The sequence below is a fragment of the Kocuria sp. PD6 genome, from assembly GCF_031844145.1.
GTDB lineage: Bacteria > Actinomycetota > Actinomycetes > Actinomycetales > Micrococcaceae > Kocuria > Kocuria marina.
The window spans coordinates 57,213-73,490 of sequence record NZ_JAUZUS010000002.1 but is presented as its reverse complement, the minus strand read 5'-3'; the positions used below and the strand labels follow the sequence as shown (position 1 = coordinate 73,490).

Genomic DNA, 16,278 nt, shown 5'->3' with positions numbered 1-16,278 from the left:
GCGTCAGGCCGCCCAGCCCTCAATGACGCCCACGCCGAAGAACATCACGAAGGCCAGCGCCACCACATACATCAGCGGGTGGATGTCCTTTGCGCGGCCCTGGACGAGACGGATGAAGACGTAGGAGACGAAGCCCGCACCGATGCCGTCCGCGATGGAGTAGGTGAACGGCATGACGGCGAAGGTGAGGAAAGAGGGCACGGCCACGCCCCAGTCCTGCCAGTCGATGTCGACGACGTTGCGGGCCATCAGGAAGCCCACGACGACCATGGCGGGCGCCACCGCCTCGAACGGGGCCAGGCTGACCAGCGGCGTCAGGAACATCGCAGCCAGGAACAGTGCGCCCGTGACGACGTTCGCGAGACCCGTGCGGGCGCCGTCGGCGATCCCCGTGGAGGACTCCACGAAGATCTGGTTGGAGGACGCGGACCCGGCGCCACCGGCAACGGCACCCAGCGCGTCCACGAGCAGCACACGGTCCACGTGCTCGATCTGGCCGTCCTCGGCCACAAGACCGGCCTGCTGGGAGAGCCCGACCATCGTGCCCATCGCGTCGAAGAACACGGACAGCAGGATGGTGAAGATCAGCAGCAGGCAGGAGATCGCCCCGAGCTGCTGGAACGCCTCCAGGGGCGCCGCCGAGCCGATCAGGGAGAGGTCCGGGAGGCCGAAGAACCCGTCCGGAGTGGCGGGCACCACGAGCGACCAGCCGTACGCGTTCTCGGTGGAGGATCCCGAGGGTGCCACCGCCTCCAGCACGTGCGCCAGGACGGTGGTGAGCACCACCGAGATCAGGATTCCGCCCTTCACATTGCGCACCATCAGCGCCACGGTCAGCAGCAGCCCCACCACGAAGGTCAGAGTGGGCCACCCGAAGAGCTGGCCCCCGCTGCCCAGCTGCACGGGCACGGTGGTCCCGGCGGCGTCCGGCATGCGGCGCACGAACCCGGCGTTGACGAAGCCGATCAGGGCGATGAACAGTCCGATGCCCACCACGATGGCCGTCTTCAGCGACGCCGGCACCGCGTTGAACACGGCGGTGCGGAAGCCGGTGAGCACCAGCACCACCATGATCACGCCGGCCCAGATCACCAGGCCCATCACCTCGGGCCACGTGAGCCCTGGGTTGGTGGCGATGGTGACGGCGAGGAACGCGTTGACGCCCAGCCCCGCGGCCATGCCGAACGGGGACCGGGCCCACACGCCCATGACGATGGTCATCACGCCGGCCACCAGGGCCGTCACGGCGGCCACCCGCGCGCCACCCAGGGTGTTGCCCGCCGCGTCCTGGCCGTAGCCGAGTACCAGCGGGTTGAGCACCACGATGTAGCTCATGGCGATGAACGTGGCCACGCCACCGCGGACCTCCCGGCCCACAGTGGAACCGCGCCGGGTGATGGAGAAGAAGCGGTCCAGCCCGCCTCGGGGCTCGCTGCGCTGAGCGGGCGGGGTGGATGACGACATAGGGATCCTCACGGGTGGGCGCGTTCGGGCGCCGAACGGGACGGGTGGGGGATGTTTGTGTAGAAATACTACGACGCCGCCGCCCGCGTACCGTGCTGCCCCGCCGGTTCCGCAGGGCGGGGCGCGCATGTGGTGCGGGCGGCCACGCGAGCTCCTCCGCGTGGTTAGGCAAGACTGACCCGCGTTCACTACCGTTGATCCAAGTCCCTGCAAGCACGTGAGACACGCGTGCGCGTCGAAAGGAATTCCGTGACAACTTCCAACACCCAACGTCCGCTGCGCGTGGCCGTGATCGGCGCAGGCCCGGCCGGCATCTACGCCGCGGACATGCTCACCAAGACCGAGGCGGTCCGTGAGGGTGAGCTCGAGGTCAGCGTGGATCTGTTCGACCGTTACCCCACCCCGTTCGGGCTCATCCGCTACGGCGTGGCCCCGGACCACCCCCGGATCAAGGGCATCATCACGGCGCTGCGTTCCATCCTGGACCGCGGTGACATCCGGTTCTTCGGCAACGTGGAGTACGGCAAGGACATCACCCTCGGGGAGTTCCTGACCCACTACGACGCCGTGATCTTCGCTACGGGTGCGGTCAACGACGCGCCGCTGCAGATCCCCGGCGCGGACCTGGACGGCTCCTACGGCGCCGCCCGTTTCGTGGCGTGGTACGACGGCCACCCCGACTACCCGCGCACGTGGCCGCTCGAGGCCAAGGAGATCGCGGTGATCGGCAACGGCAACGTGGCCCTGGACGTGGCTCGCGTGCTGTCCAAGCACGCCGAGGACATGCTCGTGACCGAGATCCCGGGCAACGTGTACCAGGGGCTGCGCAAGTCCCCGGTCACGGACGTGCACATCTTCGGCCGCCGCGGTCCGGCCCAGATCAAGTTCACGCCGCTCGAACTGCGTGAGCTCGCTAAGTCCCGTGACGTGGACATCGTGGTCTACGACGACGACTTCCAGTTCGACGAGGCCTCCGAGAAGGCCATGGCCGAGAACAACCAGATCAAGGTCATGATGAAGACGCTGCAGAAGTGGCGCGAGGACGATTCCCCCAAGACGGCGTCCCGCCGCCTGCACCTGCACTTCCTGCAGACCCCGGACGAGATCCTCGGGGACGAGAACGGCAAGGTCCGCGCCATCCGCATGGAACGTACCCGGCTCAACGGGGACGCCTCCGTGACCGGCACGGGCGAGTACACCGAGTTCCCCGTGCAGGCCGTCTACCACGCGATCGGGTACCTGGGCTCGCCCCTGCCCGAGCTGCCGTTCGATCCCGAACGCGGTGTGATCCTCAACGAGGAGGGCCGCGTGATCGAGGCAGACGGTTCCCCGGTTCCCGGCGTGTACGCCACGGGCTGGATCAAGCGCGGCCCCGTGGGCCTGATCGGGGCCACCAAGTCCGACGCCCTCGAGACCGTGAACCACATCATGGAGGACCGCGCGTCCCTCGCGGATCCGGATCACCCGCAGCCCGAGGCCGTGGTGGAACTGCTCGAGGACAAGGGCGTTCAGTACACCACGTGGGACGGCTGGCTCGTGCTGGACGAGTACGAACAGAGCTTGGGCCAGTCCTCCCACGACGCCGAGGGCAACCCCCGCGAGCGCGTCAAGGTCGTGGAGCGGGACGAGATGGTGGCGGTCTCCCGCGGAGCTGTCCAGCAGTAGCGCCCATCGGGTCGTCCTCCCCTCCCCTGCACGCCCTTGGGTCGACGCCTGCCCAGGCGCTGGGTGGGATCGGTTGTGTGTCCTTGAGTGACGTGACGCGTGAGCCTCAGCTCCGTCAGTCGTAGCGTGGCCTGGACCGAACAGTTACGACAGGAGTGTTTCCCATGGCCCCGATGTCCCTCCATTGGTTCCTCCCCACCGCGTCGGATTCCCGCGGCATCGTGGGCGGAGGCCACGGGGCGAGGATTCAGGCCACGGAGACCCTGCGTGGGCCGCGTCTGCCCTATCTGGTGCAGGTGGCGCAGGCGGCGGAATACAACGGTTTCGAATCCGTGCTCTCGCCCACGGGCCTGTGGTGCCAGGACGCCTGGTTGACCACGGCCGCCATCTCCCAGCACACGGAAAAACTCAAGTTCCTCGTGGCGTTGCGTCCCGGAGCCATGTCCCCCACCCTGGCGGCCCAGATGGCGGCCACGTACCAGGACCTCACGGGGGGCCGGCTCAACGTCAACGTGGTTGCCGGCGGGGAGTCCACCGAGCAGCGCGCCTTCGGGGACTTCTTGGACAAAGACGGTCGCTACGCTCGGACCGGAGAGTTCCTGGACATCGTGTCCCGTCTGTGGGATCACGAGCCACCCTTCGACTACCGAGGTGAGCACCTCGCCGTGGAGCAGGCCAGGCTGGACTTCCCGCCTGCGCCCCGTCCGCAGGTGTACTTCGGGGGTTCCTCCGCAGCTGCGGCCACCGTGGCTGCGGAACACGCGGATGTCTTCCTCACATGGGGCGAACCACCGCAACAGGCAAAGGAGAAGATCGACCGGATCCGTGAACTCGCCAGGGCACGCGGACGCGGCGTGCGCTTTGGCATCCGTCTGCACACCATTTCGCGGGAGACGTCGGCTCAGGCATGGGCGGTGGCCGAGGGCATGCTCGCGGGCGTGGACGAACGGATGATCCAGGAGCAGCAGGAAGCGCTGCGCCGTTCCGAGTCCGAGGGGCAGCGCCGGATGCTGGATCTGCACGGTGGTTCCGCGACCAAGTTGCAGGTCCACCCCGGCCTGTGGGCAGGAGTGGGCCTACTGCGTGGTGGAGCGGGGACGGCCATGGTGGGGTCCCACCGGGAGGTGGCCGACCTCATGGCGGAGTATGTTGCCGCGGGCATCGACGAGTTCGTGCTCTCCGGATACCCGTGCCTCGAGGAGGCCTACTGGTTCGGCGAGGGCGTCCGTCCGCTCCTCGAAGCCGACGGTCTGCTCTAAGCAGTGCAGGCTCCGCGCAGGGGCGGAACGAGCGGGCATTAGAGTCCCAGCAGCCTCCGGAGGTGGGGGTTGAGCAGGGTGCCCTGGGGGTCCATGGCGGCGCGCAGAGTGAGAAACTCGTCCCACTGTGTGTAGAGGGGCGCGAGTTCCTCGGCGGTCCGGGTGTGCAGTGTGCCCCAGTGGGGGCGGCCGCCGTGGTCCACAAGGATCTGCTCGGCGGCGGTGAGGAAGGTCTGGCTGGGTCGCCGGCCGTACTGGCGCAGGTTGATCCACCCCGTGTACCGGCCTCCCGCGGGGGAGAGGTGCCCCTGGTCCGGCGGGGAGCAGCGCACGGTCATGGGGAACGCGAGGTCGTACACGTGAGCGTCCACCAGGGTGCGCAGTTCGCGCACCGCGGAGGCGGTGGCCTCCAGCGGTAGGGCGTACTCGGCGGCCACGTAGCGCACCGGGCGGGCCACCGTGAACACGCGGTAGGACACGTCCGTGTAGCGCCGGGAGCTCTCCGCGAGGGACTCGATCCGGTTGAGCCGGCTCACCGCACGCGGGATCAGGTTCCCCACGCGGCCCAGCCCGGCGGTCAGGGAGGTGCGCAGGACGGCGTCGTCCGTGCGTCGCAGCGCCCGGGAGATGAGCGAGGCGGGGCGCGTGTAGGTCTCCGGGAGGCGGTGCAACCGGCTCAGGATGCGGGTGTGGGCCACGGTGGTGCCCGGCATCCACGAGAACTCGAAGTGGTCCGCGGCGGACATCCGCTCCTGCATGGTGTCCAGCAGGGATCCGATCGGCTCGCGGAACTCGGCGCAGTGCAGCCGGAACGCGTTGACGCATTGGAACGTCACGGAGACCACCACGCCCAGCACGCCCAGGTTCACCCGGGCGGCGTCGAGCAGCTCGGGACGGTGGGTATCGGAGCAGGAGATCAGCTCGCCCCCCGGGGTTGCGAGGCTCAGCCCGACCACCTGCCCGCCCAGCGATGGCTGGCCCAGCCCCGTGCCGTGGGTGCCCGTGGCCAGTGCTCCGCCCACGCTCATGTGCGAGGAGTCGGGCAGGTTGGCCAGCGCCAGCCCGTGCTGCTCCAGGGCCAGGTTCAGCTCCTGCAGCGTGGTCCCGGCAAACACCGTGACCCGCTGGTGGTCCTCGTCCACGGACACCAGACCCTTAAGCGCCGAGGTGTCCAGCAGCACGCCCTCGGTGGGGACCAGAGGGGAGCAGCTGCGCCCGGACCCGGCCGGGCGCACCGCCACGCCCTGCGAGGCGGCCTCCTGGAGAACCTGCAGCACCTGGTCTGAGTCCGTGGGGCGCACGGTCACGGCCGGCTTGAAGGTAAGGTTGCCGCCCCACGACCGCCACGTGCCGCCCCTGACCTGCGCCGCCATGGTGGGGTGCTCGGCTCTTGCGCTCATGGCTCGCCTCCGTTCCGGGGGCTCGGCCCCTCGATGTCGTCCTCCGGGACGCGCTGCGTGGAGCACGCCCCGGGGCTCGTCCATCATCTCACCGCCTCCGCGGTGTGGGGGAGCACACGACTAGGCTGGCACCAGGACATCCTGCCCAGGGAGGGAGCACCATGAACGCACGTGAGGCCGAGATCGTCGTGGGTGTGGACGGTTCCGAGCAGAGCATGGCCGCCCTGCACTGGGCCGCCCGGGAGGCCCACCGCCGCGGGGCGCCGCTGCACGTGGTGACCGCCTACTCGGTGCCGATGATCGGGGGCTCCACTTTCGACGTCGGCTACGCCGCGTTCGACGACGCCGCCATGAACCGGGCCGTGGAGGACCTCGTGGGCGAGGCACGACGCCACGTGGCCGAGTTGGACGTGGACGTCCGGTCCACCGTCCAGGCCGGGGACCCCTCCAGTGTGTTGCTCGAACTGAGCGAGGACGCCCAGTTGCTGGTCCTGGGCTCCCGCGGTCGGGGCGGGTTGATCGGCCGCCTGCTGGGTTCGGTGTCCACCGCGGTGCCCGCCCACGCGCACTGCCCCGTGGGGATCATCCCCCTTCAGTGGGGCAGGGAGTACCAACTGCACGAGAACGTGAGCCGCCGTCAGGCGTTCGTGGACGGTGTGACCGTGGGCTCGGATGGTTCCCAACAGGCGAGTTCCGCGATGCTGTGGGCCGCGGAGGAGGCCGAACAGCTCGGGGTGCCGCTGACCGTGGTGTGCGCCGCGCCGTCGGACTCCGGATCCTCCGCGTGGCTGCCCTCGCCCGTGGACTTCGACAACCTGCGCGGGGAGATCCAGGCCGCGATCGACGCCGGCGTGCGGTGGCTGCGCGGGCACTTCCCGAACCTGGACATCACCGGCGAGCTCGTGGACGGATCCCCCATCCACGTCCTCGTGGAACGTTCGGCCCAGAACCAACTGGTGGTCACGGGGACCCGCGGTCGCGGCGGATTCGCGGGCATGCTGTTGGGCTCCACGTCCCAAGGGGTGCTGCACAACAGTGCCGGGCCGGCCATGATTGTGCCGTGCATCCGGGACCCGCGACTCTCGGACAGACCGGACGTCGCGATCTGAATCGAGGCGGCGCCGCTGCTCGGTGCCGACGCCTGGTGTCGAACGCGATGTGCCCCATCGGGGTGCCGCCCCCCGGGGTGCCATCCCCGCCGTTCCGCGGCGTGCGCGGGCCTGGCGGGACACCGCGCGGGTTTGTGCAACCGAGCCGTTTGCCTCTAAGCTACTCACGGTCCATCGTCCGATATTGCCGCTGGTGATGCTCGGACGGCGTTCTGGCCCCCATCGTCTAGCGGCCTAGGACACCGCCCTTTCACGGCGGCGGCACGGGTTCGAATCCCGTTGGGGGTACGTTTTCCCGTGCGAGGTACCGCGGGGTGAGCGATTTGCACAGTGAGTCGTTCGTCCTGGTAGGATGTTCACTCGTTGGAAACAATCAAGGCCCTGTAGCGCAGTTGGTTAGCGCGCCGCCCTGTCACGGCGGAGGTCGCGGGTTCAAGTCCCGTCAGGGTCGCTTAGGCGGCGATGAAAAGGAAACTTTTCGCGCCGTCGCGGCATATCACCGGAGGTTGCCTCCGGGAACGTGCCTGGCTCTGTAGCTCAGTTGGTAGAGCGTACGACTGAAAATCGTAAGGTCACCGGATCGACGCCGGTCGGAGCCACTGAACCCCCGCGTGGCTTCTACACGCGGGGGTTTCTTCATGTCCTCCCGCTTCTCGGAGCGGCCCGACGTTCGCCGGGCGGGTCCCTCGAAGTAGCTCGGCATGGGCCGGGCGGTATCTTCGACCAGCACTGCTGCGGGTTGGTGGCGTGGTGGTGGCGTGCACCCGACCTCCAGGGTGCGCCGAGGTTGGGACCCTAGCGTGGAGTGGGCCGTTCGCGGACGCTGCGGAAGGACTGCGCGGTTCCGCTGCGTCGGTCCAGCAGCCCTGGGTCAGCGAGCGCAGCGGGACCCGACGCCGGATCGGACGGACCCGGGTGGCCGGATCGGAAGGATCAGCTGTGAATCACCAAGTGCGCGCACTGCTGGCGGGGGCCGGTCTCATCGTGCTCCTCACGGCGTGTGGCGCGCGGCAGGGCCAGACCACCATGATCGAACTCTCACCCATCACGCCGTCCGCGAGCGCCGCGCCCCGCGCGCCGTCCGCGAGCCCCGCGGACACCCAGACGTGCTTCGACGTGGCCGAGGTCTACAGCGGGCTGGAGCTGCTGCCCCTCACCGATCGCAGCGAGGACGAGGACGCGAACGAGGACACCCTGGAACAGGCCCTTGAGTCCGTCAGCCGACTCCGTGGGAAGCTCCCCGCCGAGGTTCGTCCGGCGTTCGACGACGTCCGGGACATCCTCGACGACGCCGGCGCCACCCTCCAGCCCTCGGAGGCCGTGCGGATCCACCGGGCGTTGGAGCCGGCCGAGTCGTGGTTGCGGGCTAATTGCGCGAGCACACCGCGCCACTGATCCCGAGGTCCGTTCCGAGATCCGTTTTGCCATTCGCCCCGGGCTTCGCCCTTTAGACGGGGGTCAGCCTCGGCGCGGGGATCACGTCAGGCGCAGCCAGACCGCGCTGTCCACGCTCAACCGGTCGTTGACCACGGCGTTCTGGCCACTTGCCAGAAGCAGCTCACCGCGAGAGAGCTCGTCGAAACCGATCTCGCTCTCCCCGAGGTTCGCGGCCACCAGCACGGTCTCGCCGGTCCCGCACGACATGGTGTAGGCGAGGACGTCCTGGTCACCCTCGCTCAGAGGATGCCACGCGAACTCGGCCGTGCCCAGTTCCAGGTCGTGCCGGAGTTCCAGAGCCCGGCGGTACAGGTTGAGCGTGGACTGCGGGTCACCCAGTTGGTGGTCCACCGTGATCCCAGCGAAGGATTCGGGCTGCGGCAACCACGGATCCGGACCGAAACCCAGCCCGTCACCCACGGGAGCCCACGGCAGGGGGACGCGAGCGCCGTCGCGCCCCAGCTCCGAACCCGCGGTGCGATGGAAGGTGGGGTCCTGCCGCGCGGCATCCGGCAACTCGGTGTGCTCCGGCAGACCGAGCTCGTCGCCTTGGTAGATGTACGCGGAACCCGGGAGGGAGAGCTCCACGAGGGTGGCGGCGCGCGCCCGGCGCAGCCCCTGACCGGCGTGCGGTTGCTCGTCCTGCGCGCCGATCCCGTTGGGGTAGGCCGTGCGGGAGCTCAACCCGTAGCGCGAGGCGTGGCGGACCGTGTCGTGATTGGAGAGCACCCACGTGGACGGCGCGCCCACGGCCGCATTGGCGCGCAGGGAGATCTCGATGGTGTCCCGCATGCGGTCGCGATGCCACCCGGCCACCAGGAAGTCGAAGTTGAAGGCCTGCTGCGCCTCGTCCGGGCGCACATAGCGAGCCAGGCGCTCGGCGGGACCCACCCATGCCTCCACCACGAGCATGCGATCACCGGGGTACTCCTGAAGCACCGTGTGCCAGTCCCGGTAGATCTCGTGCACCCCGTCCTGGTCGAAGTAGGGGCCGGTGTCCATGGTCTTGCTGGGGCCGTCGGGCTCGTCCTGGGCGCCCTGGGCATCCGTGCCCTCGACCATGTGGACCTGCTCGTCCCAGTCCGGCAGGCCCGGGGCCTTGATCATGCCGTGGGCCACGTCCACCCGGAAACCGTCCGCCCCGCGGTCCAGCCAGAACCGCAGGATCGCCCGGAACTTCTCCCACACCTCCGGGTTCTCCCAGTTGAGGTCTGGTTGGGAAGAATCGAACAGGTGCAGATACCACTGCCCGTCCGGCACCCGGGTCCACGCCCGCCCCCCGAACAAGGACTTCCAATTGTTGGGCGGCTCCTCGCCGTTCTCGCCCCTGCCCTCGCGGAACATGTAGCGGTCCCGCTCCGGGGAGCCCGGCTCGGAGGCCAGGGCGGCCCGGAACCACTCGTGGTCCTCGGACGTGTGATTGGGTACCAGGTCCACGATGATCTTCAGGCCCAACCGGTGCGCTTCCTCCCGCAGCCGGTCGAAGTCCTCGAGTGAACCGAAGCGCGGATCCACGGTGCGGTAGTCCGCGACGTCGTACCCGGCGTCGTGCTGCGGGGAGAGGTAGAACGGGGAGAGCCACACCGCGTCCACGCCCAGGTGCTTGAGGTATGGCAGCTTCTGGGTGACCCCGCCCAGGTCCCCCATGCCGTCCCCGTTGGAGTCCTTGAAGGAGCGGGGATACACCTGGTAGATGACGGCGTCGCGCCACCATTCGGTGCCTGTCGCGGTACGGGCACTGGTGTCGCTGGCGCTGGCAGTGGAGACCGAGGCGGTCTGGTCGGACCGGGCGGAGGGAGCCGTGGTGCGGTGGTCGGAGTGCGTTGAGGGGTCGGAAGTCACGGGATCCAGGCTACCCATCTCCCACGGGGGCCTCGCAGCCACCGCGCCCCCATCGTCGAGCGTCCCCCCCCCCGCTTTTACTTAGCTAAAGCAGATTTTCGGACGCTGAGCTGCTTTAGCTGAGTAAAAGCGCAGGGATGGGTTGGCGCAGATGCGTCGGACGACGGCCCCCCGCCCCTCCCCGCCTCAGTTCGCCTGCTGCAAGTGGGCCAGCGGTGCCCAGCGCATGAAGATCCGGCGCAGCGCCGCGGTGGCCGCCGCCAGATCCCCTTCGCGCAGCAGTTCCACGGCGTCCGCCATGTCCCGGGGGCTCTCGTCCGGCTGGAGCCGATCCGCGATGGACCCGTAGTCCAGGCTCACCACGGAGGCAGCGCTGAACGCGCCCAGCCACCGCCCCAGGCGGGTGAGGTCCTGCGCGAACGCCGCAGCCTGGCGCGCCTCGTCCGGGAGGTCGTGCTCGTCAGCGCCCCCCGAGGCTTGCTGAGCGGCGTCCTCCACGGTCTGGGCGGCCTGGATCACCCGGCGCGCGGCGGCGTCCGCGGGGGCGATGAGTCGGTGCACCTCGTGCCCGGAGTGGTAGGAGGTCACGTGGTCCTCTGGGGCGAAGGCCGCGAACCACGCGAGCGGGACCACGTACGCGGACTCACGGGTGTACACGGGGTCGAACGTCTCGCGGGACGTGGCCTTCGCAGCGTCGCTGACCTGCTTCTCCGGAACGAGTAGCGGCAGCAACTGGGCGCTGTCGTCGTTCTCCGCGGCCGTGAACAGGCGAAGGGATCGACGCAGCCGTTGCGTGGGGTGGAAGACCGGGAAGTCGCCGGTGGGTCCGGGCAGGCGTCGCGAACCGGCGGGTGCGGTGGAGAACGGCATGGTCCACAGCGGCTCGCGTGCGGGCGGGAGCAACGGCTGGGAGGTGTCGGACAGTCGGGCCAGTTGCTCCGAAAGTTCGTGCACGCCCGCGGTAAAGGGGTCCAGGGCGCGGGGGATGCCGGGTGCGTAGGCGGCGTCGAGATCCTGCTGGGGCACGTAGATCCGCAGCGCGAAGCGCATGGGCGGGCCCGTGATGCTGCGGTAGGCGCTGCCCACGTTGATCAGGGGCATGGCTCAGTCGATCTCGATGACGACCGGGGCGTGGTCGGACGCGCCCTTGCCCTTGCGCTCCTCGCGATCGATCCACGCGTCCTGCACACGGGCCGCGAGCGCGGGGGAGCACAGCTGGAAGTCGATGCGCATGCCTTCCTTCTTGGGGAAGCGCAGCTGCGTGTAGTCCCAGTACGTGTACACGCCCGGTCCGGGGTGGCGCTCGCGGACCACGTCCTGGAACCCGGCGTCCTCGATGAACGCGTTGAAGGCTGCGCGCTCGGGTTCGCTCACATGGGTGTACCCGCCGTCGCGGAAGAGCTGGATGTCCCACACGTCCTCGTCACGCGGGGCCACGTTCCAGTCACCCACAAGTGCGATCTGGGCCTGCGGGTCCTCCTGCAGCCACTGTTCGGCGTGGCCCTCCAGGACACGCAGCCACTCGAGCTTGTACGGCATGTGGGGGTCCTCCAGGCCGCGACCGTTGGGCACGTAGAGGGACCAGATCTGCACGCCGTCGCACGTGGCGGCGATCGCGCGCGCCTCCTGGGCGGGTTCCTGGCCGGGTTTGCCGAACGTGGGCTGACCGGGGAACGTGCGCTCCACGTCCTTGAGCCCCACGCGGGACGCGATGGCGACGCCGTTCCACTGATTCACGCCGAAATGCGCCACTTCGTAGCCCGCGAACTCGAACAGCTCCCATGGGAAGTTCTCGTCCTTGGCCTTGGTCTCCTGGATGGCCAGGACATCCACGTCCGAGCGGTCGAGCCACGCCTCGATGCGGTCGGCGCGGGCGCGGATGGAGTTCACGTTCCACGTGGCGATTCTCATGGGGTCCACCGTAGCGAGCCGCGGCCCACGCTGGGAAACCGCGGGCGGACGACGGCCCGGGTTCTCGTACGAGGGACCGAGCGGATCGGTTCCGACGGTGTTGTCGCAGGCCTGCGGGGCAGCGGACTCCATGGCTTCGCCAGCCTGGTCCTGCGCCTCGTTCGCGTCCTGGCTGGCCTCGCTCGCGGTGACGTCCGGGGCCACGGACGCGGCGGCGCCCGGGTTCTGTGTGGCGGCGTCGCCCACGAGGTCGTCCTTCCACGAGGGCTTATGGGACGGGGCGGATTGCCATTCGGCGGATTCCCGCCGCGTAACACCTCAGTGCCCCTGGTCGCGGGACGGGCGGTGTGAATTCCCAGGGCCGGTCCGGTCATGATCCGGGACGCGCCATGTGACGCCGCAGTAGTGTGAGGTCATGGACGCAAGGCGGGCGCTAGCCGAGATCAGAGAACGCCGTATCCTCCTGAAAGCGGCCGGTGCGGGTGCTGGTGCCCTGCTGGGGGCGCAGGCCGTGGTGATCGCCTCGCTCGCCGGGCTCGACTGGTGGAAGCATCACGGGCGTCAGCAGCGTGACGCCCCGCACCCCGGGACGTTCAACGCGCACGTGCAGGACTCTGACATCACCATCTACACGTCGGGTGAGTCGGTGTACGAGGACATGCTCGATGCCATCGACAACGCCCAGCACTCCATCCACATGGAGACGTTCATCTGGAAGAACGACGAGACGGGTCAGCGCTTCCTGGACGCGTTCAACCGGGCCGCGGATCGGGGCGTGGAGGTGTTCATCATCTACGACGGGTTCGCGAACCTCGTGATCCCGTCCTCCTTCTACGACTTCTCGGACCGGGTCCACGTGTACCGGATGCCGGTGGTGCGCCGCCCGTTCTGGAAGGGGCCCCTGCGGTTCTCGGGCTTCAACCATTCCAAGATCCTGGTGGTGGACGACAACATCGGTTTCGTGGGGGGCTACAACTTCGGTTCTCTCTATTCCCGGCAGTGGCGGGACACGCATATCCGGGAGATCGGGCCTGCGGTATGGGGGTTACGCAGCTCCATCGCGAGCGTGTGGAACGAGGACCGGGACCCGGAACACGCCATCGACTGGGTGGCGCCCAAGAATTGGGACCTGGAGGTGCGGGTCTCCGCGAACCTGCCCATCCAGCTCGTGTACCCCATCCGCGAGATGTACATGAACGCGATCAACAGGGCGCAGCACCACATTTGGGTGAACACGCCCTACTTCATCCCCGACCAGCAGATCCTGGACTGCCTCCTGGACGCGGCCGCTCGCGGGGTGGATGTGCGGATCATGGTCCCCAAGGACTCGAACCACATCCTGGCGGACTGGGTGTCCCGCGGGTTCTACGGCCAGTTGTTGGAGGGTGGGGTCACCATCTTGCTGTATGCCGCCTGCATGATCCACGCCAAGACCGCCACGATCGACGGCGAGTGGTCCACCGTGGGCACCGCCAACATCGACCGGCTCTCCCTCTCGTTCAACTACGAGACCAATGTGGAGATCGTGGACCCGGATTTCGCGGCCGAGATGGAGAAGGTCTTCCTCGCTGACAGCGAGCACTGTGAGGAGCTGTCCTCGCCCCAATGGCGCGATCGCCACCCCATGGCCCGGGTCGCCGAGACGATCCTGGTACCGCTGCGCCCGTTCCTCTGACCGGACCCTCCCGATCGACGACGACACCGCTGGCGCCGCCGCCGACGCCGCCCCGCCCGCCGTGCGGGGCGGCGTCGTCGTCCTGTGGCGGGGTTGCGCAGCGGGGCCTCAACCCCGCGTGAGGTGACCCCTCAGCGTGGTGGCGGTGTACGTGGTGCGGAACAGGCCGCGGCGCTGGAGTTCGGGGACCACGAGGTCCACGAAGTCGTCCAGGGAGTCCGGCTGGACGGGCGGCATGAGGTTGAAGCCGTCCGCGCCGGCGTTGTCGAACCATTCCTGCATGCGATCCGCGATGGACTCCGGGGTGCCCACCATCGTGCAGTGACCCCCGCCGGCGGCGAGGCGGCCGAGCAACTGGCGGACCGTGGGGCGCTCGGCCTCGATGATCCGCAGGATGGTGCCGTAGCGGCCCTGCGGACCGGTGAACTCCTCCAGGGGCGGCAGCGTGGGCACGGGCGCATCTAGGTCCCACTGCGCGCAGTCCTGCTCCACGAACGTGGAGAGCTGTGCGAGCGACTGCTCCACAGGGAGCAAACGGTCCACGCGGGCCTGCTTCTCGAGGGCCTCTTCGTGCGTGCGGCCCACGTACGTGACCAGACCGGGCATCACGATCACGGAACCGGGATCACGCCCGGCGCGGGCCACTTCGGCCTTCACCGCCGCGTAGTACTCCTGCGCGGCGGGCAGGTCGTAGGCCACGGCGTAGATCCCCTCTGCAAAGTCGGCCGCGAGTGCCTTGCCGGGCCCGGAGGCACCCGCTTGGAAGAGGACCGGTTCCCCCTGGGGGGAGGGCGGAACCGTGAGGGGTCCATCCACCAGGAAGTGGCGGCTCTCGTGGTGCAGGCGGTGCAGCTTGGAGGGCTCAGCCCACCGGCCCTCCGGGTCTGCGGTGACGGCGTCCTCGTCCCAGCTGGCCCACAGGGCGCGGGCCACCTCCACGAACTCGCGGGCGCGCTCGTAGCGCTCATCCTTGGTCGGCATGGCCCGGTAGCCGTGGTTGCGGGCCTCGGAGTCCCACATGGAGGTCACCACGTTCCACCCCGCTCGCCCGCCCGAGATGTGATCCAAGGACGCGAGCATCCTGGCCGCGTGGAACGGGGTGAAGAACGTGGTGGACACCGTGCACACCAGGCCGACGCGCTCGGTGGCCCGCGCCATCGCGGACAGCGCTGTCAGGGGTTCCAGGCTCCAGCGGGGCCCGCCGGAGACGTCACCCACGCTGTGCCCGTCCGCGAAGAACACCGCGTCGAACAGACCGCGTTCGGCAGTCCGCGCGAGCTCCTCGTAGTAGGCGATGTCCGTGAGGCGGTGCACCGGGGAGCCCGGCGCGCGCCACGCGGCCTGGTGGTGGCCGGCCCCGTAGAGGAAGGCGTTGAGGTGCAGCGTCCGGGCGGGTGTCCCGGGCGGCTGGTTCACCTGGGTGGGACGGGTGGACGCCGCAGGGGCGGCGGACGGGGTCCGCGCGGTGTCGTGCGGGGCGGCCATGTCAGTCCATCACCAGTCCACCGTCGACCACGAGGTTCTGGCCGGTGACCCCGCGGGACCAGTCCGAGGCGAAGAACAGGGCGGTGTCCGCGAACTCCTCGGGGGTGGTCACGCGGCCCAGGGGAGTGCCGGCGGCAATGAAGTCGAAGACCTCGTCCGGGGTGGCGGCGCTCGCGTCCGTGGTTCGCAGCAGGCCGCCGGAGATCATGTTGACGGTGATGCCCTGCGGGCCGAGATCTTTGGCGGCGGTGCGGGTGAGGGCGAGCAGGGCGGCCTTCGCGGCGGTGTAGTCGTGGTAGGGGACCACGGGGTTCTGGAAGAGGTTGGTGCCGATGTTGATGATGCGCCCCTCACCGGCCTCCATCATACCCGGGGTGACCGCCTGCATCACGTTGAGAGCGCCCACCACGGCGCCCTGGAACTGCTGCGTAAGGTTCTCGGCGGTCAGGTCCTCGAGGGTGGGTCGGGCGTCCCCGTTGAAGCTGAAGTCCACCAGGGCGTTGTTCACGGCCACGGTGATGGGCGCGCCGAAGTGCTCCCGGGCCCGGGCGACCATGTCCCGAACCTGGTGGGCGTCGGTCACATCCGCCTGGACCGCGAGTGCCCTGTCCTCCCCGAGTTCGCTGACCAGCGCGCGGGCCCGCTCCTCGCTGGAGTGGTAGTTCACGACGACGCGCGCGCCCTCCCGCGCGAACGCCCGGCTGAGGTGCTCCCCGAGCCCGCGGGCTCCGCCGGTGACCAGGACGATGGTGTTCTCGATCCGCATGCTCACTCCTGTGGCTCACGGCGAAGAAAGCGGTGCGCCACCTGCGCGGTGCGACCGTGACATCCCTTCGCCAGTACTAACTGGACAGGTTCAACGGGTGTCATCTCAGCCGCTGCGGTCCCCCACTCCGTGCCAGGTGGGCGAGAAGGGGGAGGGTGGCGGCACCCCGTGTCACTGGTGGTCAGTGTAGTCAAGGAGGTTTGGCGAGGATCAAGTGAGCGGATTGACCGAGAAGGATGGGGTCGCAGGGAACCCTGATAGGAAA

Annotated in this window: 12 protein-coding genes, 3 tRNA genes and 1 riboswitch; of the genes, 8 read left to right on the top strand and 7 right to left on the bottom strand. The window is 69.0% G+C overall.

Going from position 1 to position 16,278, the window contains the following annotated elements:
• Positions 1-3: 3 nt before the first annotated feature.
• On the bottom strand, positions 4-1,464 hold the full coding sequence (locus Q9R22_RS01920) for an NCS2 family permease (RefSeq protein WP_311253985.1): 1,461 nt from the start codon (positions 1,462-1,464) through the stop codon (positions 4-6).
• 249 nt (positions 1,465-1,713) lie between these two features.
• On the opposite strand from Q9R22_RS01920, the gene Q9R22_RS01915 reads away from it, so the two are divergent.
• A complete protein-coding gene (locus Q9R22_RS01915) occupies positions 1,714-3,129 on the top strand; it encodes an FAD-dependent oxidoreductase (RefSeq protein ID WP_311253984.1) in 1,416 nt (471 codons plus the stop codon).
• A gap of 164 nt (positions 3,130-3,293) precedes the next feature.
• A complete protein-coding gene (locus Q9R22_RS01910) occupies positions 3,294-4,388 on the top strand; it encodes an LLM class flavin-dependent oxidoreductase (RefSeq protein WP_311253983.1) in 1,095 nt (364 codons plus the stop codon).
• A 38-nt stretch (positions 4,389-4,426) separates the two neighbouring features.
• Here Q9R22_RS01910 and Q9R22_RS01905 read toward each other — a convergent pair whose 3' ends face one another.
• Positions 4,427-5,788, bottom strand: coding sequence for a D-arabinono-1,4-lactone oxidase (locus Q9R22_RS01905; RefSeq protein ID WP_311253982.1), 1,362 nt, complete (start codon positions 5,786-5,788; stop codon positions 4,427-4,429).
• A gap of 161 nt (positions 5,789-5,949) precedes the next feature.
• Here Q9R22_RS01905 and Q9R22_RS01900 point away from each other — a divergent pair, with 161 nt between their 5' ends.
• The 5 genes from Q9R22_RS01900 to Q9R22_RS01880 all read left to right on the top strand — a co-directional run bounded on the left by Q9R22_RS01900 (position 5,950) and on the right by Q9R22_RS01880 (position 8,292).
• Positions 5,950-6,897, top strand: coding sequence for a universal stress protein (locus Q9R22_RS01900; RefSeq protein ID WP_311253981.1), 948 nt, complete (start codon positions 5,950-5,952; stop codon positions 6,895-6,897).
• Positions 6,898-7,112: 215 nt separating this feature from the next.
• A tRNA-Glu gene (locus Q9R22_RS01895) sits at positions 7,113-7,185 on the top strand.
• 89 nt (positions 7,186-7,274) lie between these two features.
• A tRNA-Asp gene (locus Q9R22_RS01890) sits at positions 7,275-7,348 on the top strand.
• Between the two features lie 75 nt (positions 7,349-7,423).
• Positions 7,424-7,496: transfer RNA gene (locus Q9R22_RS01885), tRNA-Phe, on the top strand.
• Between the two features lie 340 nt (positions 7,497-7,836).
• The gene (locus Q9R22_RS01880) at positions 7,837-8,292 is read left to right on the top strand and encodes a hypothetical protein (RefSeq protein WP_311253980.1); all 456 of its coding nucleotides are present in this window, start codon (positions 7,837-7,839) and stop codon (positions 8,290-8,292) included.
• An 81-nt stretch (positions 8,293-8,373) separates the two neighbouring features.
• Here the strand turns inward: Q9R22_RS01880 and Q9R22_RS01875 are convergent, their stop codons facing one another.
• The 3 genes from Q9R22_RS01875 to Q9R22_RS01865 all read right to left on the bottom strand — a co-directional run bounded on the left by Q9R22_RS01875 (position 8,374) and on the right by Q9R22_RS01865 (position 12,087).
• Complete coding sequence (locus Q9R22_RS01875) at positions 8,374-10,176, bottom strand: glycoside hydrolase family 13 protein (RefSeq protein ID WP_396415657.1); 1,803 nt, start codon at positions 10,174-10,176, stop codon at positions 8,374-8,376.
• A 186-nt stretch (positions 10,177-10,362) separates the two neighbouring features.
• On the bottom strand, positions 10,363-11,277 hold the full coding sequence (locus Q9R22_RS01870) for a hypothetical protein (protein WP_311253979.1): 915 nt from the start codon (positions 11,275-11,277) through the stop codon (positions 10,363-10,365).
• Positions 11,278-11,280: 3 nt separating this feature from the next.
• Entirely contained in the window at positions 11,281-12,087 is an 807-nt protein-coding gene (locus tag Q9R22_RS01865) for an exodeoxyribonuclease III (RefSeq protein WP_311254038.1), read from the bottom strand.
• Positions 12,088-12,502: 415 nt separating this feature from the next.
• On the opposite strand from Q9R22_RS01865, the gene Q9R22_RS01860 reads away from it, so the two are divergent.
• On the top strand, positions 12,503-13,762 hold the full coding sequence (locus Q9R22_RS01860; RefSeq protein WP_311253978.1) for a phospholipase D-like domain-containing protein: 1,260 nt from the start codon (positions 12,503-12,505) through the stop codon (positions 13,760-13,762).
• Positions 13,763-13,870: 108 nt separating this feature from the next.
• Here the strand turns inward: Q9R22_RS01860 and Q9R22_RS01855 are convergent, their stop codons facing one another.
• Positions 13,871-15,247, bottom strand: a complete 1,377-nt coding sequence (locus Q9R22_RS01855; RefSeq protein WP_311253977.1) for an LLM class flavin-dependent oxidoreductase — start codon at positions 15,245-15,247, stop codon at positions 13,871-13,873.
• Between the two features lies 1 nt (position 15,248).
• Positions 15,249-16,013 (bottom strand): 3-oxoacyl-ACP reductase, encoded by a 765-nt coding sequence (locus tag Q9R22_RS01850; protein WP_311253976.1) that lies wholly within the window; start codon positions 16,011-16,013, stop codon positions 15,249-15,251.
• Positions 16,014-16,058: 45 nt separating this feature from the next.
• Positions 16,059-16,192, bottom strand: a riboswitch (TPP riboswitch).
• Positions 16,193-16,278: the final 86 nt, after the last annotated feature.